Source organism: Natronorubrum sediminis (assembly GCF_900108095.1).
Lineage (GTDB): Archaea > Halobacteriota > Halobacteria > Halobacteriales > Natrialbaceae > Natronorubrum > Natronorubrum sediminis.
Window position 1 is genome coordinate 1,132,084 of record NZ_FNWL01000002.1, and the last position, 25,844, is coordinate 1,157,927.

General features: G+C 61.4%; 22 protein-coding genes. 9 read left to right on the top strand and 13 right to left on the bottom strand.

The window, feature by feature from the left end:
• Positions 1–3: 3 nt before the first annotated feature.
• Entirely contained in the window at positions 4–930 is a 927-nt protein-coding gene (locus BLW62_RS12760; protein ID WP_245726721.1) for a DUF7124 domain-containing protein, read from the bottom strand.
• Positions 927–2,726: an aldehyde ferredoxin oxidoreductase family protein gene (locus BLW62_RS12765; protein ID WP_090507386.1), complete on the bottom strand. Its 1,800-nt coding sequence runs from the start codon at positions 2,724–2,726 to the stop codon at positions 927–929. Before BLW62_RS12765 ends, BLW62_RS12760 begins: the two co-directional genes overlap by 4 nt.
• A gap of 186 nt (positions 2,727–2,912) precedes the next feature.
• Here BLW62_RS12765 and BLW62_RS12770 point away from each other — a divergent pair, with 186 nt between their 5' ends.
• The 6 genes from BLW62_RS12770 (at position 2,913) to BLW62_RS12795 (ending at position 10,922) form a co-directional block, all read left to right on the top strand.
• The gene (locus BLW62_RS12770) at positions 2,913–5,909 is read left to right on the top strand and encodes a molybdopterin-dependent oxidoreductase (RefSeq protein ID WP_090507387.1); all 2,997 of its coding nucleotides are present in this window, start codon (positions 2,913–2,915) and stop codon (positions 5,907–5,909) included.
• Positions 5,910–5,919: 10 nt separating this feature from the next.
• Complete coding sequence (locus BLW62_RS12775; protein ID WP_090507388.1) at positions 5,920–6,522, top strand: 4Fe-4S dicluster domain-containing protein; 603 nt, start codon at positions 5,920–5,922, stop codon at positions 6,520–6,522.
• Positions 6,523–6,529: 7 nt separating this feature from the next.
• A complete protein-coding gene (locus BLW62_RS12780; protein WP_090507389.1) occupies positions 6,530–7,651 on the top strand; it encodes a polysulfide reductase NrfD family protein in 1,122 nt (373 codons plus the stop codon).
• Positions 7,652–7,703: 52 nt separating this feature from the next.
• A complete protein-coding gene (locus BLW62_RS12785; RefSeq protein ID WP_090507390.1) occupies positions 7,704–8,372 on the top strand; it encodes a TorD/DmsD family molecular chaperone in 669 nt (222 codons plus the stop codon).
• A 562-nt stretch (positions 8,373–8,934) separates the two neighbouring features.
• On the top strand, positions 8,935–10,089 hold the full coding sequence (locus BLW62_RS12790) for an ATP-binding cassette domain-containing protein (protein ID WP_090507391.1): 1,155 nt from the start codon (positions 8,935–8,937) through the stop codon (positions 10,087–10,089).
• Positions 10,086–10,922, top strand: coding sequence for an ABC transporter permease (locus BLW62_RS12795; protein WP_090507392.1), 837 nt, complete (start codon positions 10,086–10,088; stop codon positions 10,920–10,922). The genes BLW62_RS12790 and BLW62_RS12795 overlap by 4 nt, the downstream gene beginning before the upstream one ends.
• 99 nt (positions 10,923–11,021) lie before the next feature.
• Here BLW62_RS12795 and BLW62_RS12800 read toward each other — a convergent pair whose 3' ends face one another.
• A complete protein-coding gene (locus tag BLW62_RS12800) occupies positions 11,022–11,894 on the bottom strand; it encodes an NAD(P)-dependent oxidoreductase (protein ID WP_175459741.1) in 873 nt (290 codons plus the stop codon).
• Positions 11,895–12,002: 108 nt separating this feature from the next.
• The gene (locus BLW62_RS12805) at positions 12,003–13,847 is read right to left on the bottom strand and encodes a S9 family peptidase (protein WP_090507394.1); all 1,845 of its coding nucleotides are present in this window, start codon (positions 13,845–13,847) and stop codon (positions 12,003–12,005) included.
• A gap of 213 nt (positions 13,848–14,060) precedes the next feature.
• On the opposite strand from BLW62_RS12805, the gene BLW62_RS12810 reads away from it, so the two are divergent.
• Positions 14,061–14,708: a hypothetical protein gene (locus BLW62_RS12810; RefSeq protein ID WP_175459742.1), complete on the top strand. Its 648-nt coding sequence runs from the start codon at positions 14,061–14,063 to the stop codon at positions 14,706–14,708.
• 121 nt (positions 14,709–14,829) lie between these two features.
• Positions 14,830–15,891: a glycosyltransferase family 4 protein gene (locus BLW62_RS12815; protein ID WP_090507395.1), complete on the top strand. Its 1,062-nt coding sequence runs from the start codon at positions 14,830–14,832 to the stop codon at positions 15,889–15,891.
• Between the two features lie 977 nt (positions 15,892–16,868).
• On the opposite strand, the gene BLW62_RS12825 is transcribed toward BLW62_RS12815, so the two are convergent.
• Both BLW62_RS12825 and BLW62_RS12830 read right to left on the bottom strand, forming a co-directional pair.
• Positions 16,869–17,093, bottom strand: coding sequence for a YgaP family membrane protein (locus tag BLW62_RS12825; RefSeq protein WP_090507397.1), 225 nt, complete (start codon positions 17,091–17,093; stop codon positions 16,869–16,871).
• A gap of 6 nt (positions 17,094–17,099) precedes the next feature.
• Positions 17,100–17,915 (bottom strand): SDR family oxidoreductase, encoded by an 816-nt coding sequence (locus BLW62_RS12830; RefSeq protein WP_090507398.1) that lies wholly within the window; start codon positions 17,913–17,915, stop codon positions 17,100–17,102.
• Between the two features lie 84 nt (positions 17,916–17,999).
• On the opposite strand from BLW62_RS12830, the gene BLW62_RS12835 reads away from it, so the two are divergent.
• On the top strand, positions 18,000–18,656 hold the full coding sequence (locus BLW62_RS12835; protein WP_090507399.1) for a helix-turn-helix domain-containing protein: 657 nt from the start codon (positions 18,000–18,002) through the stop codon (positions 18,654–18,656).
• Positions 18,657–19,215: 559 nt separating this feature from the next.
• Here BLW62_RS12835 and trpB read toward each other — a convergent pair.
• From trpB to BLW62_RS18735, 7 genes are all read right to left on the bottom strand, one after another.
• Positions 19,216–20,367: a tryptophan synthase subunit beta gene (trpB, locus tag BLW62_RS12840; protein ID WP_090507400.1), complete on the bottom strand. Its 1,152-nt coding sequence runs from the start codon at positions 20,365–20,367 to the stop codon at positions 19,216–19,218.
• A gap of 170 nt (positions 20,368–20,537) precedes the next feature.
• The gene (locus tag BLW62_RS12845; protein ID WP_090507401.1) at positions 20,538–21,377 is read right to left on the bottom strand and encodes a phosphate ABC transporter ATP-binding protein; all 840 of its coding nucleotides are present in this window, start codon (positions 21,375–21,377) and stop codon (positions 20,538–20,540) included.
• Positions 21,374–22,234 (bottom strand): PstA family ABC transporter permease, encoded by an 861-nt coding sequence (locus BLW62_RS12850; protein WP_090507402.1) that lies wholly within the window; start codon positions 22,232–22,234, stop codon positions 21,374–21,376. The genes BLW62_RS12845 and BLW62_RS12850 overlap by 4 nt, the downstream gene beginning before the upstream one ends.
• Complete coding sequence (pstC, locus tag BLW62_RS12855) at positions 22,234–23,175, bottom strand: phosphate ABC transporter permease subunit PstC (RefSeq protein WP_090507403.1); 942 nt, start codon at positions 23,173–23,175, stop codon at positions 22,234–22,236. Before pstC ends, BLW62_RS12850 begins: the two co-directional genes overlap by 1 nt.
• An 8-nt stretch (positions 23,176–23,183) precedes the next feature.
• Positions 23,184–24,158 carry a PstS family phosphate ABC transporter substrate-binding protein gene (locus BLW62_RS12860; protein WP_090507404.1) on the bottom strand — a complete coding sequence of 325 codons (975 nt, stop codon included), beginning with the start codon at positions 24,156–24,158 and terminating at the stop codon, positions 23,184–23,186.
• A gap of 487 nt (positions 24,159–24,645) precedes the next feature.
• Positions 24,646–25,629, bottom strand: a complete 984-nt coding sequence (locus tag BLW62_RS12865) for a YeiH family protein (protein ID WP_090507405.1) — start codon at positions 25,627–25,629, stop codon at positions 24,646–24,648.
• Positions 25,630–25,633: 4 nt separating this feature from the next.
• A complete protein-coding gene (locus BLW62_RS18735; protein WP_168170947.1) occupies positions 25,634–25,774 on the bottom strand; it encodes a hypothetical protein in 141 nt (46 codons plus the stop codon).
• Positions 25,775–25,844 lie beyond the last annotated feature (70 nt).

The following is a 25,844-nucleotide window of genomic DNA, read 5'->3' on the forward strand; positions in this document are numbered from 1 at the left end:
GGGTTATTCGGCGTGTTCGATCTCCCAGTCAGCGTTCTCGGCGGCCGTCTCGAGCGGGACGAACTCCCAGTCGGCGGCCTCCGCGATCCACTCGTCGCCGGCCGTGCCGACGAGGACCATTCGCTCCGCGTAGAACATCGACTCGGGGGTGATATCGACGAGTCGCTGATCCGGGCCGTTCTCCGAGCCGCCGAAGAAGTCCAGTTCGATAGTGTGATCGCGCTGGAACTTCCGGATCGCCGGGGTAGAGACCTTGCCGACGATGCCGATCCAGTCGGACCAACTGCGGGCGTCGGCGATACAAAAGCGCGGGTCCTCGAGTCGGTTGATCGCCTCGTAGGTCATCGCGAGCGTCATGTCGTCCGCCTCGGTCTCCTCGCCGTGATTCGTCGTTCGCTGTGAGGACTCACTCGAGTCCGTCGCCGTCGGCTCGTCCGCGTTCGCACTCGAGGATGTACTACTCGAGGAGGAGGGGGAGCCACCGCCGGACCCACCTTTGGATTCTGGAACGCCGACTGGTCCAGACGGCCCGCCGGGGACTTTCGGCGTCCTGGGAGCTGCGGACTCGTCGTCGCCCGAATCGTCAGCGTCGACAGCAGAATCGGACCCGTCGGCGTCGACGGCCGAATCCGAATCGTCGGGATCGTGAACGTCCGCGCTCGCTTCGGCGCTTGCTGGTGAATCGCCACTCGCCACCCCGACTTCGTCGCTGGCTGGGATCTCGTCACCGTCCGGCGCTTTCGGTACCTCGCTCGAGTCCCCATCGCCAGCGTCGGTCGCCGACGACTCGGCGCTGGTCCAGCGTGGCTCCGGTTCGTCCTCCGGGTCGCCTTCGCCACGCCAGAGCCAGTCGCCGTAGTTGGCGTCGCTTTCTTGGTCGTCTGCCGAGTCGTCGACTGTCATCTCGTCGAGGTCGATGCTGTCGGTCATTGTCGAGTACCTCCGTCTTGGGGTTGTGAATCTGCCGCGCTGGGAATCGGCGTCGCCTCGTCGGGAACGTCCGCAAGGCCCAGTCTGCGAAGTAAATCTCGCGTCGGGCGACCCTGGTGGTCCCACTCGCGCTGTGCGTAGTAGTGATCGAGTAGCGCGTCGAACGACGGGCGGTCGACGGCCGAGTCCGTACTCGAGTCGTCCGCGAACGGTTCCGTCAATGGCGACGGGAGTTCGTCGTCCCCTCGCGTGAAGCCCTCGCGGACGTTGAACAGTCGGACAAGCGTCCAGACGCGTTCACCGACCTGCGTGAGCTCCTCTGGCTCGAGGTCGTACCCAACGGCCTCGAGCCACTCCGCGCCGTCGTCGACGCGCAACACGTCCTCGAGGAAGTCGTCCGCGATCAGACTCCAGAGGAGCGCCCGGTGGTTTTGCTCGGCGACGACTGCGGTTGCACGGTCTCGGACGCTTCGTTGGGAACCGGAGACCGGTTCGATTTCGACCGGGCGGGCGCGTCGGTGACAGCCGCCGCGGTCGCTCGTCGCGTACGCGAGCGCCATCGTCTCCGCGCTGCGCGGGTCGTACGAAGAGAGTTCCATCCCTTTCACGGTCGGGATCAAGTCGTCGCCGCCGAATCGCTCCACCGCACCGTCGACACCTTCCGCGAGGGCGTCACCGAGTGGAGTCGAGCGATGGGCGATCTCCTCGATGAGTTCGCGGGCGGCGTGCTCGTCGCCGAAGGAGAGGTCGCGTTCGATTAGCCCCTCCTCGCTGGCACGGACCGCCCACGCGACCGCGTTGCCTGCGGTGATCACGTCGAGGGCGAGATGATCGCAGATCGCGCCGAGGGTCGCGACGGCGTCGAAATCGTCGATTCCGAGCCCCGCGCCGAGGACGATCGGTGTCGCCCCGCGGGGGACGCTCTCGCCTTCCTCGCTGTCGACGCGGAAGCCGCCCGGCACGGCGTCGTCCGGCCGCTCGCGCCCGGTCGATGCCTCGCGTGCTCGTTCGATACCGATGGCGTCCGCTCCCTCGAAGCTCCCCTCCTGCCAGCCTCGAGTCGGGAGCACGCCCACTTCGTTGGCGAAGTCGACCGTCTCGAGCGTGTCGCTCGCCGCGAGCCACTGTCCGGCGTCGCTCTCGGCGAACGCGTCGTCGTATTGGTTTCGCAGCGCGTCTAAGCCGTCGGGCGCGTCGTCGTGGGCGACCACGGCTTTCAGGTTCTTCGAGCCCATAACGGTGCCCGCGCCGCCACGGCCCGCGTGGTGGTCGCCCCCGTCAGATGCGATCGTTGCGTACTGAACGCCCTGTTCTCCCGCGGGTCCGATGCACGCGAGCGCACCGTCCGGAAACTGCGCGTCCGTTTCAGCGGCGTCGAGTCCCCACACGTCCGCTGCGGGTTCGAGCGTCGCGTCGCCGTCGGCGACCGATAAGACGACTGGCTCGTCGGCCTCGCCGGTGACGAGAATTCCGAGGTGGTTCTCGAGCGACCCGGCGAGACGGCCCGGGAACGTGCCGCCGCCGTAGGAGTCCAGAAAGGCCCCCGTCAGCGGCGATTTCGTGATCGCCGCGTACCGCTGTTCGCCCGGCGTGAATCCGGTCAGCGGGCCGAGCATGAACAACAAGACGTTCTCCGGACCGGCTGGATCGGTCCCCGCCTCGAGTTCCTCGTAGAGGTATCGCGCACCGATTCCTTTGCCCCCGACGTACTCCTCGAGCCATCGCTCGGGAATCGCGTCGCTGCTCACGCGTGGTGCCGAGAGATCGACTCGCAGGATTCTATCTGGCCGGGGCATCACACGATGTTGGCGGTGTAGCTAAATTAAATGTCACGGTGTCACAGACGAGTGACTAAAAGTCTACAAAAGATAGGCGAGATTGTATGGAACTATAATCAAAATAAGCGCCATCATTAGTTGAGTAACCAATAGTAGTAGATCCCATCCGATGTCTTTATACTATATACACATGTATGAGTTCCTATGTCACGGGCATCACTAGACCTCGATCGGCGAGGCTTCCTTAAAGCCGGCGTCGGTGGAAGCCTTGCAGCGGCGGTCGGGGGACGAACCCTGTTGCAGCGAGACAGTGAAGACGGTGAACCGCTCGACCCAGACGCAGCGGACGAACTGGTGAAGACGGTCTGTACGCACTGTTCGGTCGGCTGTGGTGTACACATGGCCGTCGAAGACGACGCCGTCATCGGACAGGAAACCTGGGACGACAATCCGGTCAATCAGGGCGGTCTCTGTTCGAAAGGGGCGTCACTAACCCAGTCCGTCAACTCCGAACAGCGCCTGAAGGAGCCGCTGAAACTCGAGGACGGCGAGTGGGTGCAGATGGATTGGGACGAGATTCTGCCGGAGATTACCGAACGCCTCAACGACATTCGAGAGGACGTCGGTCCCCACGGCACGATGTGGGTCGGCTCCGCGAAACATTCGAACGAAGCGGCGTACCTCATCCGAAAGCTCTCGGCGCTCTACGGCACGAACAACATCGACCATCAGGCGCGAATCTGTCACTCGACGACCGTCGAGGGCATCGCGAACACCTGGGGCGTCGGTGCGATGACGAACAACTCGAACGATATGGCGAACGTCGATGTCAACCTGATCATCGGCCACAATCCCCTCGAGAGCCACCCCGTCGCCTGGCAGTACTTCCAGGACGCACAGGAAAACGGCGGGAAACACATCGTCGCCGAGCCACGATACACGAAGACGGCGGCGGCCTCGGACGACTACTTCCACTTCCGTTCGGGAACCGACGTCGCGTTCATCTACGGTCTCATCTACCACATCGTCAACAATCTCGAGGCACACGACGAGGAGTTCATCGAGAGTCGCGTCATGGTCGAGACGTGGGAAGAGTTCCGCGACGACGTGTTGCCGGAGTACGACCTCGAGACGGTCTCCGACATCTGTGGAACGCCAGTCTCGGACCTCGAGGAACTCGCGGAGGAACTCGCCGACGCCGACGTGAGTTGCGTCGAGTGGGCGATGGGTGGCACCCAGCACAACAACGCGACGGGCAACGTTCGAGCGTACGCGATGTTGAACCTCGCACTGGGCCACTCCGCACAATCCGCGGGTGGCACGCCGATTTTCCGCGGCCACGACAACGTACAGGGTGCGACCGACCTCGGCGTCGACGCCGGGAACACGCCCGGGTACTACGGACTCGACCAAGGGGCGTGGGAGCACTGGGCTAACGTCTGGGACCAGACGGAGAGCACCTCGGGCGACCTCACGTACGACGAACTGGCAGATCGGTACCACGATACGGAGCTGATGGAGAAAAACGGCTTCACCGTCGCCCGCTGGTACGAAGGCGTCCTCGACGACGAGTGGGAAATTTACCAGCCCGATCCGTTGCAGGCAGCCGTCTTCTGGGGCCACGGACTCGCCTCCCTGACGGAGTACAAGAAGGTCAGAGAAGCCGTCAACGAACTCGACTTCATCGTCAACATCGACGTCTTCCCGAACCAGGTCGCCGAACTCGCCGATAGCGACACGGACGTCTACATGCTGCCGGCCGCGACGAACATCGAGGAAGCCGGCAGCGTCGTGAACACGGGACGACAACTCCAGTGGCGCTCGAAAGCGATCGAGCCCCGACACAACTCCAAAGCCGACTGGGAGTTGCTCTGTGAGTTCGCCGACCACCTCGGTTTCGGCGAACACTTCGACTACGACGAGGTCGAAGACGTTACCCGCGAGATCAACTTCGGCGTCCGTTCGGTCGGCTACATCGGCCAGACGCCCGAACGTCTCAAGGCCCACCAACAGAATGCAGACCTCTTCGATCCGGAAGACCTGCGGGCCGATTTCGACGAACTCGACGTCGACGAAGACGACGTCGACGGCGTCCAGGACGGCGACGTCTACGGACTGCCGTGGCCGTGTTGGCACGACGAACACCCCGGAACACCGATTCTCTACGACTCCTCGCTACACCCCTCCGACGGTGGGATGGACTTCCGATCCAACTGGTGGGACGACGCCGTAGACGAAGACGACCCGGAGATCCCGCCGGAAGACCACCTCCGCGATCCGTTCACGCCGGAGTGGTCCGATCAGGAACTCGAGGGCGTCCCACAGTACCCGCTTTTCACCACGGTACTGCCGGACCCCGAGAATCCATCGGAAGCAACGATTCCGATCGAAGGCGCGTTCGACGAGGAGACGTCCGTCGCGGACGTCGCCCAACAACTCGACGAGGAAGGCTACGACGTCGACCTCGAGCGCTACGAGGAGTTCGACAACCCACAGCCCGACGCGCCGTGGGGTCGCGGTCGAGCCCGGATGAAAGCCTGGAACCTCACCGACGAGATTCCGGTCCACCGCGAACCCGCGGTCACGCCACGACCGGATCTCGTCGACGAGTACCCGTGTAACGACCGAACCGAAGACCACTGGCGCGTCGAACTCGACAACGCACAGGTTCAACAAGACAACATCGACGCCGTCGACGACCACGACCTCGTCCTCACGTCCGGACGACAGGTCGAGCACAAGGGTGCCGGGGCAGTCACCCGGAGCACGCAGGGAACCGCCTCGCGCGCGCCGATGATGTACCTCGAGATCCACCCGGAGGTCGCCGAGGAGCAACTCGACGGCGTCGAGGAGGGCGAGTGGATCGTCGTCGAGACGCCACACGCCGAGATGGTCGTGCAGGCGCGGCCAACCGAACGAGTCGCAACGGATCACGCCTTCGCGCCGTACCACTGGAGTGGGATCCTCGAGGGCGAGAAGATGACGGATCGGTTCGGCGGCGAGATGGAGGGACTCGAGCCGCTGGTGATCGGCGAGTCGATCAACGCTGGGACGGCCCCAGCGTACGATCGCGAGACCCAGATGCAAGAGTCGAAGGTGACGCTGTGTAGCGTCCGACTGGCCGAGGACGACGAGGTTCCGGACCTCTCACAGCGCCAACTCGACTGGCAGGAACAGCGAATCAATCGACACAAGCGATAGGTGAACGAAAATGAGCACACAAGATTCCAACGGTGGACCGGCACGAGTCATTCCCAACTGGGAGTCCTGTATCGACTGTGGGGCGTGTGAGGTCGCGTGTCAGCGGACGTGGGACCTCCCGCCAGAGTCAGATCGAATACAGGTCGTTGCCATCGAGCACGGGACGGACAACGAGACGAACAAGCCGATGCAGTGTTACAACTGCGCGGAAGCGCCCTGTATCGACGTCTGTCCGACGGAGGCGCTTCACTACACGGACAACGGCAGCGTCCGCGTCAGCGGCGACAAGTGTATCGGCTGTCACTACTGTGGCGTCGGCTGTCCATTCGGCGCACCGCAGTTCCCCGACGGCGAGGTTCCAGAAGCACAGGAATCCGAACCGCTGGGGGCCCGCGGAAACGGTCTGATGGACAAGTGTACGACCTGCGAACCGCGCCAGGAGAACGACCTCGAGCCGGCGTGTTCCTCCGAGTGTCCGACGGACGCCTTGCTGTTTGGCACGCCAGAGGAGCTCTCCGAAAAGCTCGACGAAGACGGCGTCTCGACGCCGTTCAACGAAGAGTCCGCACAGATCATCTTCGGCGATGACGCGGACGAGGTTATGGGGGACTAGATCACCGATGCCAACTGAAGTCACGTACGGTCTACCGTACGACCAATGGAACTGGCGTATCGGCGTCTACATCGCCATGATCGGGATCGCGGGCGGTGCCTACCTGACCGGGTACATTGCCGACTTGCTCGCCGAAAAACGCGACTCGAGACAGTACGGACAGGTCGCCAAGTTCGGCTACCTCGTCGGGTTGGGTGGGTTGGCCATCGGGCCGCCGGTCTTGCTTTCACACCTCGCGGCACCGTTCCGTGCCATGATGATCCCGCTGACGATGACGAATCTGGGCTCGTGGATGTCCATCGGCGCGTACATGCTGATGGGCTTCGGTCTGGGGACTTCGGTAATGTTCCTCTGGCTCGCGTTCGGGACGAACCGACCACACGCCCGAACGCTGGGCTCGAGTAACGAGGTTGCAGCCGACGGCGGCGAAGACGTCGCAGCCGACGGTGGCCCGGCCAAAGCCGCAACCAGCGACGAAACGGCTGGTGGCTTCCGCGGCGCTGCGAACAAGGTCGGCCTCATGAACCTCCTCGACAGTATCGCGGACTACACCCGTCCGTCCCGGCGAAACCGACTCGTCGTCGGTGCCCTCTTCGGGATCTTCGCGGCCGGCGTGTTGGTCTACTCCGCGATGGCCTACGGCTCCGGTTCGACCGAACGGGTCGCACTCTGGGACCCGACGTTCTTGCTCCCAGTGCAGATCCTCACCGGCCTCGGTGCCGGACTCACCGTCGCAGTCGGCCTCGCCGCGCTCGCGGAGCGTGACGTCAGTCGACCGATCCAGAACTGTTCGCTCGGCGCAGCCGGCTTGCTCGCAGGCGGACTCGTCGCGGTTGCCGCGACGCTGTTCCTCTTGCCCGAGCAGATTCCGGCAGCCCAACCAGCAGTCGACAACCTGACGTCGGCCTACGCACTCGAGTTCGTCGGCATCGCGCTCGTCGGCGGCCTGATCGTCCCGATCGCGCTCTCGATCGCTGGGACACTCGGCGTACGTCGTGACGCGCTCTCTGACTCCGGTGCCGTCGGAGCCTACGTCGCCGCGGCCGCGCTGGTCGTCGCCGGCAAACTCGCGCTCGCGCTCAGCTACCTCATGGCCGCCGAGTTCACGCCGATGCCACTCCCAGTATAGACCGGTCGATTTCCGAACCAACTGATTTCCCTTCCGAAGACGATACCTACCGATGACACAGCCGAGCAACACGACTGGCGAACTCGCGGAACTCTACGCGTTCGTCTCGAGCGTACTCGCAGATCCGCCCGACGAGATCGCCGTCGAACGACTTTCGACAGAACAGTTTCCCGCAGAGGCCTCCCCGCAGTCACTCGAGAATGGGTTCCGACTGCTCCGCCAGTGGCAAGCCGACGTGGACGAGCCAAGCAAGATAGCCGACGAACTCAAACGAACACACACGAAGCTCTTCGTCGGTCCGCGACCCAGGCTCCAGATTTACGAGTCCTGGTACGCAGACGACTACCTCGGCCAGCCCCTCGCGGCCGTCAAGAGCTCCTACCGAGATCTGAACATCCACCCGACGGAGGACCTCAAGGAAGAAGCAGACCACGCCGCCGTCGAGTTAGCTGCCCTTCAGACGCTCGCTCGAGACGGCGACGACGAGCACCGACGCGCGTTCCTCATGGCCCACGGCTGGTGGCTGACGGACCTCGCGACGGATCTCCAGGAGATGGTCGACGACACGTTCTACGAGGCCATTGGCTGGCTCGTCGAGGGCATCGTCGACCTCGACTGTTACCTGCTCAGTCTCGATCCGAACGACCTCGAGCGCGGGTACGACGATAGTCCGTACACGCCGATCGAGCCGTCGTTCAAAGCGCCGTTCGAAGATCAGTAACGTCGGTGAAGCCGCGTTCGGAATCGCGTTTTTCGTTTTTGCCGCGAGAGAATCGTTCCGTCTCCACCGAACTCGAGTTTCGGAACAAGAGCACTCGTCGCAGAGCGTTCTCGGTCGTCGAGTCGGTGACGGTCAGTCGTCACATTTGTGGCCCCTCCGCTCACGCGAAACGAGATGGTCTCGACAATCTCACTATCCCGGGACACCGTTTCTCGGTAGTGGCCCTAGCACACTCGGATTCGGCTGACTGAGAAGCGAGAGTCTGGAACGAAACCCGTCGGTGGGGTCGCTCAGCACAGCAATCGCTGGACAGGGTGGTGATGGGACGGCCCGCCTTAGGTGACCGAGCGAAAGTGATTCGACAGCGGTCGTATTCCGCTATTTCGGCTGTCCCTGGAGCCCCAATATCCACTTTCGCTCTACTCATGGCTCGGGTTCATACCCTCGAGAATCCTCTAGATAGCGAGGCGAACGAGATGAGCAACCACCCTCAAACAGAGACGACTGCACTCCGTTCCTCCGAACGCGATCGACTACGAGTTTCGGTTCTTCGGGTGAGAACATGACGGAACGCGAATCGACGGGAAACAGCGCTGATCTCACAGAAGCCTCGAGTTCCGCAGAGACGGGACCGGCCAACACGAGTCGGAACCAATCGTCGGCGAGGGCCCGCGAAGACCGGCCTCGAAATCGCTCCGCCGGTGAGAAGGCCGATGGTACCTTCGATAGCGAACCGACGGTCGAGAGCGTCCCATTGGCAATTGAGACCAGCGGTCTCCGCAAACACTTCGGCGAGACGAAAGCCGTCGACGGAATCGACCTGAGCGTTCCCGCCGGCAGAATTTACGGGCTTTTGGGACCGAATGGCGCGGGGAAGACGACCACGATCCGCATGCTCGCGACGTTGTTGCGCCCCGACGCCGGATCGGCGAGGGTACTCGGTCACGACGTCGTGAGCGACGCCGATTCAGTGCGATCCAGAGTGAGCCTGACCGGCCAGTTCGCGTCGGTGGACGAGGATCTCACTGGGAACGAGAACCTCCTCCTGTTGGCTCGGTTGTTGGGCTACTCGAGGTCGCGAGCCAAGGAACGAACTGCCGAACTGATCGACGCCTTCGGCCTGACCGAGGCGGCGACGCGTCAGGTGAAAACGTACTCCGGCGGCATGCGACGACGACTCGACATCGCGGCGAGCATCGTCGTCACCCCGGATTTGCTCTTCCTCGACGAACCGACGACCGGACTCGATCCCCGAAACCGAAATCAGGTCTGGGACATTATCCGAGCTCTCGTCAACAACGGGACGACGGTGCTCCTGACCACGCAGTACCTCGACGAGGCCGACTACCTGGCGGATCGAATCGCCGTCATCGACGCCGGAAAGATCATCGCCGAGGGAACGCCGAGCGAACTCAAGTCCTCGGTCGGATCGGGCGTACTGAACGTCCGATTACGCGATTCTGAGCGAAGGGCGGACGCCAAACGGTTGCTCGCCGACGTACTCGAAACACCCATCGAACTCGAGTCCGATCCGGCGGCGCTGTCGGCGCGAATTTCCGACGCCGAAAACGCTGCGAACGCGTTCGCGGTACTCTCTCGATCCGGGATCGAGGTAACCGATTTCGCGCTCGGTCAGCCGAGTCTCGACGAGGTTTTCCTCGCACTGACCAATCGTCCGGCGACCGGCGAATCGACCGACGGAGGTAATTCTCGATGACGACCTCGAGCGAGCCCGACGAGGCGGACGTCGAGATGCTCCGATCGGCAGTGGCGACCGGTGAGCGGCCGGACGGACCGAACGCCGTCTCCTCGTCGCTCACGTTCGGCTGGCGGGCGTTGTTGAAGATCAAGCACGTCCCCGAACAGCTGTTCGACGTGACCGTCTTCCCGATCATGTTCCTGTTGATGTTCACGTACCTGTTCGGCGGGGCGCTCGCCGGTTCGACGGGCGCGTATCTGCAGGATCTCCTGCCGGGTATCCTCGCGATGACGGTCGTATTCATCACGATCTACACGGGCGTCACGCTGAACAACGACATCGACAAGGGCGTCTTCGATCGGTTCCGGACGCTACCAATCTGGCAACCGTCGGTCATCGTCGGCGCGCTGCTCGGCGATGCGGTCCGGTATACGATCGCGTCGACGCTCGTGATCGTCCTCGGTCTGGTACTCGGGTTCCGTCCGGAAGGCGGTGTAGTTGGAGTGCTGGCGGCGGTCACATTGTTGCTCGTCTTTTCCTTTAGCCTGTCGTGGATCTGGACCGCACTCGGGTTCGTCATGCGCTCGCCCGAGTCGCTCATGGGCGTGAGCATGATGATCCTGTTCCCGCTCACGTTCGTCAGCAACGTGTTCGTCGACCCCGAAACGATGCCAGGTTGGCTCGAGGCGTTCGTCGAAATCAACCCCGTCAGTCACCTCGTGACGGCGATGCGCGGGTTGATGCACGGCACTGCGACGGCCGGAGAGATCGGCATCGTGTTGGCCATGTCCGTCGTACTCGTCGTCGTCTTCGGCCCGATCACCATGTACCTCTTCCGAACGTCGACGTAACTCCCCGCCGTCCGATCGTTTTCGGCGGCGCAGTTGTGATGGCGTCAGGAACTTTCGTCGGGGCGGATCGCTCCGTCTTCGGAAAGCGAGGGGTGTGACTCACTCGAGCATGAATTCTTCCAAAAAGTCGTACACTCGAGTCATGTCGCTGTCGAAGCCTTTCTTCGTCTTCGCGTAGCCCGCGAGGTCGCGGGTGAGGTGACCGAGGAGCATCGGGACCTGTTGTTCGCCCGCGAATTCCGAGAGCAGCCGCATGTCCTTCTCCATGAGGCCGATTTTGAAGCCCATATCGTACTCGCCGGTGAGCACGTAGTTCGGAATCTTGTCCTGATTCGCGCTGTTTCTCCCGCTGGAGACGCTGAAGACGTCGACGAGCGTCTGTCTGTCGAGGCCCGCTGCGTCGCCGAGGATCACCGCCTCGGAGGTCGCCAGCAGCGCGATGTTCGAGAGGTAATTGTTGAGGAGTTTGACCGCGTGACCGTGGCCGACGCCGTCGCCGACGTGGAAGATGTCCGAGCCGATGACTTCGAAGAGCGGTTCACACGCCTCGAAGACCGCCTCGTCGCCGCCGACGATGATCGACAGCGTTCCGGCATTCGCACCGGAGGACCCGCCGCTGACGGGCGCACCCAACACGTCGATATCCCGGTCACTGAGTCGGTCTTCGATCGCTTCCGTCGTCCCCGGCGTCGAGGTGGTGAGATCGACGAGGATCGTCCCCTCCTCGAGGTCGGCTTCGATTTCCTCGACGACCGCGTCGACGTTGTCCGGACCCGGAAGCGAGAGGAAGACGACCTCCGCGCCCTCGACTGCGTCCGCGGTGGACGTCGCCGCCGTCGCGCCGGCGTCGGCGATTGCCTCGAGTGCGTCGTCGTCGAGGTCGTACGCCGTTAGGTCGTGGCCCGCCGAAACCAGGTTTTTCGCCATCGGTCCGCCCATCGAGCCGAGTCCGATGAATCCAAGAGAAGACACATCCGTGTATCTCGCGACCATCGCAAAACTGTTTGGGACGGGAGTCTGTCGATCGGTTCGCTCGACGAGCAGCGCTCGGATCGACTGAAAGGGATGTGGTTTCGAGGGTTATACGTGCTCGTCGAGGAAGTCGACGATCTCAGTATAGGCTTCGATCCGGTTCTCGAGTTTCGAGAAGCCGTGGCCCTCGTCGTCGAAGATGAGCGTGCGAACGGGGACGCCCTGTTCGGCCGCCTGCTCGGCGATCTGTTCGGCTTCACCGACGGGCACGCGCGGGTCGTTCTCGCCGTGGAGGACGAACAACGGCGAATCGATGTGTTCGACGTTGTTGATCGGCGAAATCTTCTCGAGGAACTCGCGGTCCTCGGCGAGGCTGCCGTACTCGGCCTCTCGAAGCTCTCGACGCCAGTCTCCGGTGTTCTCGAGGAACGTGACGAAGTTCGCGATGCCGACGACGTCGATGCCGGCGGCCCACAGGTCGGGGTACTCGGTCAGCGACGCGAGCACCATGAACCCGCCGTAGGAGCCACCCTTCGCGACGATTCGGTCGGAGTCGACTGCGGGATGGTCCTGGAGCCACTCGACGCAGGCCTCGATATCAGCGACGGAATCCATCCGCTTTTCGACGTCGTCGAGGGCAGCGTACTCAGCGCCGTAGCCCGCCGACCCGCGGACGTTCGGCTCGAAGTAGGCGTAACCCCGATCGAGGAAGTACTGCTTGACGCTCGAGAAAGAGGGGCGACGTTGGCTCTCGGGGCCGCCGTGGATGTCGACGATAACCGGCGTGGTCCCCTCCTCTCGGTCGTCGGGGAGTGTCAGAAAGCCAGGTACCTCCAATCCGTCGAAACTCTCGACGTGGACGAGATCGGACGCGTCGAACGTCTCTCGAGGAATTCCGGCCGTCGGGGCGTCGGTCCAGCGCTCTGTCTCGCCGGTTTCGATATCGACGACGAAGACGTTCGTGTTGACCGTGTCGCCGCTGGTCGAGAGCGCGAAGCGTTCCGCGTCGGGGTCGAAGCTGACGCCGCCCGCGATCCCGCCCAGCAGGTCGGGTTCCGGGAACGTCTCGAACGCGGTCGGATCGTTCGCGTCGAACTCGCCGACCGTCAGTTCGGTGTAGCCCTCGACGTTTCGCGAGTAAACGAACCGGCCCGTCTCGTCGTCGAGCGCGATGCCGTCGACGTTCCACTCTCCTCCCTCGACGACCGTCTCGAGGCCGCCCGTCTTCGAGTCGCTTCCCGACTCGCGCTCGAGGTCGAGATACGCCAGATACAGCGTGTCCGCGTCGCCCTCGTCGGTGACGAGGTAGAGTCCAGTTCCGTCGGGTGCCCAACTGGCGCTCTGGTATCGGACGTTACCCTCGTGGGGTGTCAGGTGCTCGAGTTCGGGTTCCTCAGCTTCGAGGTCGAGCACGTAGAGGTCCTGATCGAAGTTCGAGTACGCCTGCGAGACGAGCAGCCGCGAATCGTCGGGGCTCCACCCCGAAAGCGAGAGCCAGCCGTCGCCTTCGTAGACGAGCGTCGCCTCGTCACCCGTCTCCGTCCGATCCTGAACGTAGATGTCGAAAACCGACTCGTCGCGTCGGTTCGAGGCGAACGCGAATCGCTCGCCGTCGTGGCTCCAGCCACCCCAGCGGTGTTTCGCGTCCGGCTTGGCCGTGAGGTTCGTGATCTCGCCGGTGTCGGCGTCCAATTTGAATAGCTGCGCACGTTCGTTGCCGCCTTCGTCCATCCCAAAGACTACTTCCGGACGCTCCGGCGACCACGACGCGAACGTTACGCGTTCGTCGTAGAACGTCCGTTGCTCGGGCCAGGCCCGGGGCTCCTCGAGCGTCCAGAGCTGGCCGGTTCCGGTCGTGTTCATCAGAAACGAGAGGCACTCGCCGTCGGGGCTAAAGGACGCGCCGTACGCGCTGCGGATGTTGAGGTAGCGTTCGATCTCGTAGCTGCCCATACACCCCACACTTCCTTCGACGCGGTAGTGGTTTTGGTTGCCACCCCGCTGCGAGGGCGAGTGCGAAGCGTTCGCTGGCTCCTACTGGTCGACCAGTAATACCGGCTTCAGTCGGAACTGCACAGTGTACGTGAACGATACTCGAGCGAACCGATCCGTCCGAGTGGTTTCGGAACGGGTAACAAAGCGTCTCGAGTCACCCAGAGAAGAGTGATGGACGATACGGGCGAGAGACGGGACGAAAGCGACAGCGATCGATCGACGGCAGCCGTCCTGATCACCGTGGTGGTCGTCCTCGTCGCGTTCGGGTTGACGATGGCGATCGTGGGGGCCGGATTTTCACCCGGCGACGGCTCTCCGGAGACGAACAGCAGCGACGAAAATCCGATAGACGGCGGTGAGGACGACTCCGAGGACGAACCGGTCGACCTCGAGGAGGAACTCGAGAACGTTACGGACGACGAGAACGGCACCGACGGGCTGGATAGCGTCGGTATCGACGACGACGCGGACAACGAGACTGACGACAACGCGGACACGGACGGGAACGAGACCGACGACGATGACGCAGACGATGCACTCGAGGAGGAGAGCGATGACGATGCCGAGGATGACGCAGACGACGCGGACGAGGAAGATGCTGACGACGTGGACGGAGATGAGACGGACGACGGCGACACCGATGCATCGGACGATGACGCGGACGATGATGCCGACGCAGACGATGGTGACGACGCGGACGACGACCAGGCCGACAGCGTCGACGTGGAAGACGACGATGACGCTGACGAGGACCAGAGCATTCTCGATCGTGTGACGGAGTTCTTCACCGATACGTTCTCATTCGGTGACACGGAGTAACCGATCGTCGGACGCGTCGCGTTGGCTGTAAGACCCGTCGTGGGTGGAACGAAGCACCGTCGTCGTGAGCGAACAGTCCAAAAGAAGTGACTTTTTATCCCACCGCTGCGTCCCGCGACACATGCAGATTGCGTTCGTCTCGATCGAGACGGTTCACCACCACGACACCGAGACGAACCAGCGGTGCCAGACCGTTCTTGAGGTGCTTCGCGATCACGGACACGACGTTCACTGCTTTTGTGCGAGGTTTTGGGACGACGAATCTCCCTCGCTCGAGCGAGACGACGTCACGTATCACGCCGTCACAGACGACGTAGAGTCGCGGCGGTCGTTTTGCCTTCGGTTGCCGTTCGATCTGGCGGCTGCAAGTCCGGACGTCGTCCACGCGAGCGCTCGGCCGCCTACGACCGTGCTCGCCGCCGCGGGTGGGGCGACGCTCGCACGGACACCCCTGCTCGTCGAGTGGTACGGCGACGACGGCGTCGACGACGAGCAGTGGACCCGACGGGCGACCAAGCGCGGCGACCGACTGATCACCCCATCCGAACTCGTCGCGACGTGGGTCCGGGAGCGAGGAGGCGACGGCGACTGCGTCGAGACGATTCCGAACCCAATCGACATCGACCGAATTCAGGAGGTCTCGCCCGGTGAGGAAGTCGACGTCGTCTACGCCCGCCGACTCGACGAGGGAGCGAACCTCGAGAGCCTCCTGCTCGGTTTGGCGGAGCTACGCGACCGAGACTGGTCGACGACCGTCATCGGCGACGGGCCGGAGCGGGAGGCCTACGAACGCCTCGCGAGCGATCTCCGGATCGATGACCGGATCACCTTCGCCGGCGAGTGCTCACTCGAGGATCGACTCGCGGCCTATCGCGGTGCTCACGTCTTCGCGCAGACGGCAGAACACTGCGTGTTCCCGACGGAGATGTGTTGGGCGCTGGCTTCGGGGTGTGTCGGCATCGTCGAGTACCACGCGAACTCGAGCGCCCACGAACTCGTCGAGGGCTGGGACCGCGGCTTTCGGACTACGAGCGAGGAGGAACTGGCCGACGCGATTCTCGAAGCCGGCGACCTCGAGTACCGCGACTTCGACGACCGATTTGGAGAGTACGACGAGTCGGTGATCGCAGGTCGCTACCTCGAGCAGTACCGGACGCTGCGGGACGAACAGGGTCTATTGTAGGTAGGTTCCGCTCTGTTGAACCCTGACAGAAGAGACGTGTTGACTGCTGAATAGAGCGGTGTCGTGCAGCGCAGCAATAGAGTTTGCTCGGCAGCCAGTCGACTGAATTAGTCGTTCAGAAGCGGTGCGTATTAACCGCTATTCTGTCAGTTGCCCCACATAATACACTATATAAAATAATACATTCAATATATTTTATAAAATTGTAATAGCATTGGGTGGCTTCTTGAACGTGTGAACAGGAGGCAATATCTCACTACAACTGCAGTGGTTGCTAGTGTTTCTTTTAGCGGGTGTTCGACACTCGAAGAGGAGGTTTCTCTCGAAAGTCCAATCGAAGAGCGTGACTCTGCGTGGATCCATTTCGAGCATAAATACAATGATGAGGGAATCGCACGGGTTTCTTTCATTGAGCGGTCAGATACGCCGTCGGCTTACCGACTTCAAACGACGATCTCACAACCGACTGAAACCAGTATTGATCGCACTCGATTTCGGTTTAGATCGGAATCTGAAGACGAAAACACTCACGATCTGTTCATTCAACCAATTCATGATAGCCTTTACGACGAGTTCGATACCTATCGAGAAGACGGCTGGATAGTCGTCGAAGTTCACAACCATGGCGAAGGGACGGTAAGCTACGAGGTACTGGTTCATCAGACAACAGAGAACAGTGAAATCGGTTTACTTACAGTCAATTACGAAATTGAACTCTCCGAACAAGAGTTTCTTGACACCATCTTCACTGCTCGGAATCGAACGACACTAGCGTTCGAATAGCAGTGGATAGTAGCGTAATCTCTTTATTCGGTATTATGTCTGAAAGTGAGACAGTCATTTCGGTAACTACACCCGCGAACCTAATGCGCGTACTTCAATCGGCTAAGAGAGATGTCGAGAGAGCCGTTGCTGAATAGACAGTGTGAATACAACACCGGAGGCATCATCGATACTTACACCTTCGACACTGAGGGCTATTCCACTGAGCAGGATGCATCCGAAGATGTATCGATACCGAGCACTGCGTTTCCGCCGCAGTGACCCGTCACGGAATTCGACAGTAGACCGAGTCCCGCGATACCCGTGATAGCCCCAATCACGTACCGTCGATCAAGTACTGCACCAACCGACATTGACAGCAACCAGATTCCACTCACACCGCGAATAACCCGGTCAGCCTGCGACATGTTTTGTTCCATTGGCGATCACGTTGGTGATTTCGCATGAGCTGGGGTATCATTCGCTCCACTCGCGTATCGCTCCGCGAGCCGCTCCTCCCACGTGACTGTCCCAATCTTTTGCTCGGGGCACGTCGCACGGCCAGTCCGAAACGCCGCCATCGTTTTGCCGGGAATGGGAACTCTGATGATCGGACGTCGTAGGCCACGCGTATTACGGTAGACCTGTGCAAGCTCGCCAATTGAAAGGATGTTGGGTCCACCAATTGGGTCAGTTCGACCACTCGCTGTCAGCATCGCATAATCCACTATAACATCCGCGACCTCGCCGACATCGATAGGCTGAATCTGCACGTTCGTCGGAAGGGGCCACAGCGGAAGCTTCGCCACCGAATCCAACAGTTCCGCAATGAACGTGTGGAACTGCGTCGCACGGACGATAGTCGTCGGTATATCGCTTTCCTCGACTTCTATCTCACCAGAGACTTTTTGTTCATAATAGGGGAAGGGAATCTCGTCGATACCGACGATGGACGGATAGAGGAAGTTCTCTACGCCTGCCGTCTCAGCCACCTCGAGAAGTCGTTTCGTTCCCTCTACATCAACCGCCGCTGTGTCGCCCTGCGGGGCCGTCGCCGTGTGGATGACAACGTCGGTGTTTTCAAGTGCCGACTCGAGGCCCGTGCCATCGGTCAAATCGAGCTCCACCCAGTTGAGGTTCCCTTCAGGTTCTTGAGGGGGCGAACGGCTCGCCGCTCGGACAGTGTGACCCGCCGCCGTGAGCCGCGGTCGAAGGGCTGTCCCAAGCGTACCTGTCGCGCCTGTCACCAGCGTTCGGATCATAGATGACGATTGGCTATACCGATCTGAGTAACTATTGCCGAGTGTACTCGGGTAGTTTAATTGATCGATCACGTATCATCACCCATGAAACACGTCCGGGTGCGCATTACGGCCCATGGACAAGCAGGTGATATCCACCCGATGTACGGTGTACTGACTGAGACATCGTTCGTTGAGCGAGCGACGGCAGTACAGTGGAATTATACCGGAGACGCACTCGGCATCCTCCATTACGTTATTGGCGACGCCGAGGCACTCGAAAAAGCGATGCAAAAGGTTCCGGAGGTCGTCGGCTACGACATGGAACGTATCGACGGGCGATCATGCTACGTGTACGTCCGAGACGCGACGACTGATTCGCTCCGAGAGATGTTCGATCCTCTGACCTCCGGTGGCCTTATTGCCGTCCCCCCTATCGAATACGAATCTGATGGAACGGTGGTTTTCTCACTGTTCGGTCCTGACGACGAGATACAAGATGCAATCGAAGGCTTCTCTGTTCCGGTTGACGTGACTATCGAAGAGGTGGGCAATCTCACTAGCACGGCTGCTACTATTGAGGCCACCTTCACCGACCGACAGCGTGAAGTTGCCAAAACGGCAGTACAACTGGGTTACTACGACATCCCTCGGAGCGCCGGTCAGGAAGACATTGCCGCGGAATTGGACTGTGCGCCAAGTACCATTGCTGAACACCTGCGGAAAGTTGAAGCCCGGATACTCCGAGCGCAGTTCGCCTAAGGCAGAATATTTTCCAGATGCGATGTCCCTCGTTATACTGCCGAGTGAGAAGGGCGTGTGGCTGCACCGTGCTTGTTTCGGTATTACCCGCGTGAGGGCAATCTGGCGTACAAGATATAACCGCTGTATTCACCAGAACCACTGAAACATGTCTTCTGATGGGAGTTTCAACGAGGAAGTATGTTTCTCAGTCTGGATCGACACACAGGCCAGTAGAGCACGAAAAGCGACACAACCGGAAAACACAGGAGTACTGCTCATTCTGCTGTCGCGGCGAGTCCCGCTCGTCCTAACATCGCATCACCCACTCCTTACACTGGCAACAGGAATTTCCACGTCCTCCCCAACCGATTGCGGTCCTCGCTCCTGTCGTCGCTGCGGTCCGCATCCCTCGCACGGCTTCGTGGTGCGGTTCGCGTCTGCTCACCACACCACAGCGTGCGCCACCGCGCGTGGTTCGGTCGACGGGAGAATCGAGAACCTGGAAAACGAGAACGGAGAGCCATGAGAACGTCGAGAAATGAGAAGGAAAATTCGAGTTGCGCCGAGGTGACTCGAGTTACAGGTCGAACTTCGAGGCGGCGGTTTCCATATCCTTGTCGCCGCGTCCGGAGAGATTGACGAGGATGGTGTCGTGCTCGCCGGCTTCGGCGAGGTGGATCGCGCGGGCGATGGCGTGACTGGACTCGAGAGCGGGGACGATTCCTTCCGTGGCGCTCAGTTCGCGAAAGGCCGCGAGGGCTTCTTCGTCGGTGATTCCGGTGTACTCACAGCGGCCGACGGCCCGGTACATGGCGTGTTCCGGGCCGACGCCGGGGTAGTCGAGACCGGCCGAAACGGAGTGGACGTCGACGTCCTCGCCGATGACTCGAGTCTTCATGCCGTGGATGACGTCGTCGGATCCCGACGCCAGCGGCGCTGCGTGGCGACTCGAGTCCGCGCCCTCGCCGCCGCCTTCGGCACCGTAGAAGTCGACGTCGTCGTCTCGAAAGGCGTGGAAGAGGCCGATGGCGTTCGAGCCGCCGCCGACGCAGGCGACTGCGGCGTCGGGCAGGTCGCCCGTCCGCTCGCGAATCTGCTCGCGGGCTTCACGGCCGATGACGGACTGGAAGTCCCGGACCATCCGCGGGAACGGGTCGGGACCGACGACGCTGCCCACGAGGTAGTGTGTGTCGTCGACGTTTTCGGCGAAATCCTCGAGTGCGGCGTCGACGGCGTCTGCGAGGCCCTCCTCGCCGCGCGTGACCTCGTTGACCTCGGCACCCATGAGCCGCATTCGGAAGACGTTCATCTCCTGGCGGGCGATGTCTTTCGCGCCCATGTAGATCTCCGTCTCGAGGTCGAGTAGCGCGCCGACCATGGCCGTCGCGGTGCCGTGTTGGCCGGCTCCCGTCTCGGCGATCAGTCGCTCGCGTCCGGCGCGTTTGGCCAACAGTGCCTGGCCGAGCACGTTGTTGATCTTGTGCGCGCCGCCGTGGAGCAGGTCCTCTCGTTTGAGGTAGATCTCGGCACCGTAGCGGTCGCTCAGGTTACGGGCGTAGTAAAGCGGCGTCGGCCGGCCGGCGAACTCCTCGAGGAGGTCGCGCAGTTCGGTCTGGAACGCCTCGCTCTCGGCGACGTCGTCGTAGGCCGTCGCGAGTTGCTCGAGTGGCTCGAGAAGCGGGTCGGGGACGTGACGGCCGCCGTAGCCGTCGAAGACACCATCGGACATACTGGTGGAGTAAAGCCGTGGCCGGAACTATATTCTGTCGATGCCACGCCGATTCGGGCTACCGCGCCTATTCGATCGGTAGAGAGCGGGCTTCTGGGAGGTAAAGACCGTCGAATCGGAAAGGAAATGAACTGAGTCAGGAAGGATAGCGAGAGCGGTCGACTGCGGGACTACTCGGCCGTTGGAGTGTCTACTTTCGTGTTCGAGTTGGTCTCGTCTTCGGAATCGTCGTACTCGACTGCCGTGTGACCCTTGACGAACTCCTTGGTCCGCTCGTTCTGTGGGTTCTCGAAGAACGATCGCGTGTCGTTCGCCTCGATGAGGTCGCCGAGGTAGAGGAAGACGACGTCATCGGCGAGGCGTTTCGCCTGATCCATACTGTGGGTGACCATGATGATCGTGTACTCCTCTTTGAGGTCGGCGAGCGTCTCCTCGACGGTTTCGGCCGAGACGGGATCGAGTGCCGACGTGACCTCGTCACAGAGCAACACCTCCGGCTCGACGGCCAGCGAACGGGCGAGACAGAGTCGCTGAATCTGGCCAGTCGATAGCTCCGCGCCGGGAGTGCTCAGCCGGTCTTTTACCTCGTCCCAGAGGTTCACTTTCCGCAGGTAGCTCTCGACGATGTCGTCGAGTTCGTCTTTGTCCTCGTAATTGCTGTGGATCTTCACACCGTAGGCGACGTTCTCGTAGATCGAAAGCGGAAGCGCGGTCGGCGTCTGCGGAACGTAGCCGATCCGCCGGCGAATCTCCGGTGCCGGTTCGTCGGTGTCGTAGATCGGTTCCTCGCCGAGGTAGACGTCGCCGTCGATGTCGACGTTGGGTTGGATCTCGTGGAGTCGGTTGAGCGACTTCAACAGCGTCGACTTGCCACAGCCCGAGGGACCGATAATGGCCGTCAACTGGTTCGAGGGGAACTCGAGCGAGACGCTCTTTAACGCCTCGACGTCTTCGTTCCCGGTGTACGTTACGCTGAGTTCGTCCGTGGTAAGTGCTGGTTGCGATGTCATGAGTGTCTCCCTCCTGGGGTATATCGAGCGAACCGTCCCGCCAGTACCTTCGAGATGGCGATCAGTGCGAGGACGACGATGATGAGCAGGAACGACGCCGCGTACGCCTGCGCCACGAGTTCGTCGTTCGGCGACGTCGCGTTCTCGTAGATGAGAATGGGGAGCGTCGTCGCGCCGTCCATCGGACCGGCCGGCATGTTCGTGCTTCGCCCAGCCGTAAACAAGACGGTTGCAGCGTCACCGATGCCACGAGCAAAGCCCATGATGACGCCAGCGATGACACCCGGGAGTGCCGAGCGAACTGTCATCCGCGCGGTTTCGAACCTCGTCGATCCGAGCCCGTAAGAGGCCTCTTTCACCGTATCCGGGGCAGATCGCAACGCCTCGTCAGTGTAGCGAGTCATGATCGGATACTGGAAGATCGCGATCGCGATGATCCCGAACAGCAGGCTCTGTCGAGCGCCGACCGTGAAGATGATGGTCAAGACGAACACCCCGTAGACGATCGGTGGGGTCCCCCAGAGCACGTTGAGGAACATATTCGCCAGGTCGGAGAACCGTTCGCTCGAGTAGTCGCTCTGGAGGTAAATCGCGGTCGAGATCGCCAGTATCGTCGAGACGATCGTCGCTGGGATCACGATGAAGATACTTCCCACGACCGCGTGGAGGAAGCCACCCTCCGCTTGGAGCGTGTACTGTGATCCCGGCGGCGTGACGACAATCGACGGGTCAGTGATGAGGATACGCGCACCTCTGTAGATCGTCACGCCGACGACGAACACCATGACGCTCACGACGAGCGCGGTCGCGGCTCGTGCCAGGAGGCCGATGAGCCGCTGTTTGGCGTAGCGATCCATCAGTACTGCCACCTCCGTTTGAGCCGCCGTCGGATAAGCATAGCACTGAAGTTGAACAGCCAGACGACGACGAGCAACATAACGCCGACGAAGATCAGCGCCGACTGAGTCAGTGGCAGGCTCATCAGTTCACCGAAGTCGTTGACGATCAGCGTTGGCAGGGTCTGACCGGTTGCAAACGGCGAGTCGGGAATGTGCGTCTGTCCACCGATGAGCATCGCAGGCACGATTGTCGCACCGAAGACGCGCCCAAATCCGAGCAAGACAGCCGAGAAGATACCCGGTCCGGCGGCCCGAAGCAGTACCGTTCTGATCGTCTCCCACTTGGTCGCGCCAACACCGAGTGAGGTCTCGCGCAGTTCGTCCGGCAGCGCCTCCAGTGACTCCACCGACAGCGAGATCATAAACGGCGTCACGATGATCGACATGACCAGACTGACGGTGAAAATTCCCTGACCGGTGGCGCTCGAGCCGAATGCCGGAGCCAGGTAGTTACCGACGAACGGAACGACGGCGAACAGGGCGACCAGCCCGAAGATAACGCTCGGGATGGCCGCGAGCACGTCGATAAACGAGCCGACGAGCGTCTTCATCCGCCCCTCGGCGTACTCGGCGAGGTAGATCGCGGTGAGAATCGCGATCGGCGTTCCCATGACCATTGTCAGAATGCTCACATACACCGTACCGACGATCGCGGGCAGGAATCCGAACTCGTTCTGGTCAGGGTTCCAGTTCGAGGACGACACCATCTGGGCGATCGAAAACTCCTCTAACAGTGGCAGCGACTGGTAAATCATCGTCACCACGATCACCGCGAATATACCGATCGCGAAGTAGCCAGCGACGGTGAACCAGGCGCTGCTCAGTCGTTCGCGTCGTAGTCGCTTAGAGAAGCGACCCCCCGTCTGGCTCGACTCGGCCGATTCCGTTGATTCCGCCATCGTTCAGATCAGGGACCCTCTTCGAGCGTCTGTTGTGCCTCCTCGAGGCGGTCCTCTTCGAGCGGGACGTACCCGCTGTCGCGGACGTACTCTTGACCATCAGACAGGACCCACTCGACGAAGTCGTACGCCTCGTCCTCGAATTGGCCGTCCGAAGCCAGGAACATCTCTCGCGCCGGCGGCATCGGATACTCGCCCTCCTCGACGGCGTCGAGGAACTCCTCGCGGTTGTCGTAGAAGTCCTCCTCGTCGGAGAGTCCGTCGCCGTCCTGGTCGAGAGGGGTAGGCCGGATGGCACCCTCGAGTTCGCCGCTGTCGAGGTCGTAGACGTAGTTGATGTTGTTCAGCGAAACGGCGTTCTCGTTGTTGGCGATCGCCTCCTGAACTGCTGAGTCTCCATCGTGGTTCCCATCCGAGAGGCTCTCGAGTTCGTTCTCGGTGTAATAGTCGTCTTCGCCGCCGAGGAAATCGCCCCACTTTTGATACGCCGCAGAGGCGTCCGACCGACCGTAGACGATGATATCTTCGTCGGCGTCGACGTCGTCGTAGACGTCGCCCCAACTCTCGGTCTCTTTCGTGAAGATCGCCTCCATGTCTTCGCGAGTGAGTCCTCGCTCTTGGATCTCGTCGATGATCGGGTTATCCTCGTGAACCGTTCCGACGACGGTGTCGATGAGCATTGGGACGGCGAACAGACCCCGATCGATCTCCTCCTCTTCAGGTGTTCGGCCCATCATCGCGATATCGACTTGATTCTCGAGGACCTCGGAGACGCCCACACCAGTCCCACCGCCGCCGACGTCGAACGTCACGTCATGCTCGTCGTTGTAGAGGTCCGCCCACGTTTCGACCGCCATTCGCGGTCCGACGCCGCCAGAGATATCGACATCAGTGCTAGAGCCAGAGAGACAGCCGGCCATCGCAGCAACCGATCCGCTCCCAAGAATGCTTAATACAGATCTTCGCGAGTAGTCTCGTTCCATGCGTACCCCACCGTACTGGCTAGTCCCTTGTAGGACCTCTCTACCCAGCAATTCTGCGGTGTACAACACGATACCAGCAACATTTACGCCCTCGTGCGTGCTGATCACTATCATAATTCGCTCGAGAAACTACTCACGCAAATACGCTCGAGAGAGACCCGGTCGGCTCCAGTTAGAGTCGACTCAGATCAGCGCCACCACGAACGGTCGAGCGGAGACCGATAGTTCGACAGAACAGGTCCTGAATTGTCGTTTCAGCCCGTCACGAGACCGATCTCGATCTCACGATAGACGACGGTTTTACCGGTACCTAGAACGATCTCGTCGAGGAGTCGAACGACGACTCCGACGGTGAACTCGATACGCTCTCGAAATCGACGAACCGGGCGGGTTCGGCCATAGCGACTCGAGTGACAACGATCGGACATCGAGGTCCAACGGCCAGTGCGTTGAATCGAACGGCTACAGGAGTTTCGCTCGTCGCCGACTAAAACAGAGCTAACAACACTGCGAGCGACGCGAGACTGCTGAGGAAGAACGCAACGAGGACGACGAGTGCGGGTGTCACGCCGGTATTGCGAAGATCACCGAGTTTGATCTCCGTCCCGAGACCGACGAACGCGAGGACGAACAACCAGTTGTAGGCGTTCTCGATCGAGTCCAATTGGCCAGCGGAAAGCACGCCCGCGCTCGCGAGGAGTGCGAGCGCAAGAAAGCCGAGGACGAACTTCGGAAACTCGTCCCAGAGGGTCCGGACGGACGGACGACCCCCGCCGACGTGGCGTGCGTAGTAACTCGCGTACGCGAGGACGACCACACCGATCAGCGCGTTTCGTGACAGTTTCGTCATCGTTGCCCACTGGCCAGCAACGTCGGAATGCGCGAATCCCACGGCGACGACCGGACCCGTCGAGAACATCGTGACTCCAGCCCACGTCCCAAAGACGACACTCGAGAGGTCGAGCAGGTCGCCGATGATCGGATAGACGACGATCGTGATCGCGTCGAACAGCAGGACCGTCGCAGCCGCGTACGCGATCTGTTCTTCGCGAGCACGAACGGCACCGGCGACCGCGACGACCGCCGAGACACCACAGATGCTGGCACCGGCCGCGAGCAGCGATCCCATTCGATCGGTCAACCCGAACACGTTGCGCGCGAGAAGTTCGACGACGAGCAACGTCCCAGCGGTCACTCCGACGACGACCACCAGAATAGGGCCACCAACTTCGAGAACGGTCTCGAGCGAGATCGACACGCCCATGAGGACGATTCCGGCACCCAGCCACAACTTGTGCGTCGCGATTCCAGGCTCGAGTCGATCGGGAATTCCGACGACGTTCGTCGCAACGAATCCGAGTGCGATCGCGAGCAAGAGGTGATTTACCCCGAACGAAACGGCGAGCACTCGAGCGACGATCGCACCGAGACAGAGAGCCACCAATCCCGGGGCCAGCCGACTGACGTTCATCGCGTCACCACGGAATCGGGAGTTCGAACGCACCGACCAACACGACGATAGCAACCCCGATGAAAACGCTCTGCCAATCACGCTCGAGCGCGCTCCAGCGATCCGTCACGTTGTCGACGGGCGACCACAGGCTATCGATCGACATATCTCTGTTCGCGCGACGGTTGCAGTTAACTGTTATCGATTCCGTCGCAGATATAGGAAACATTCTCTGC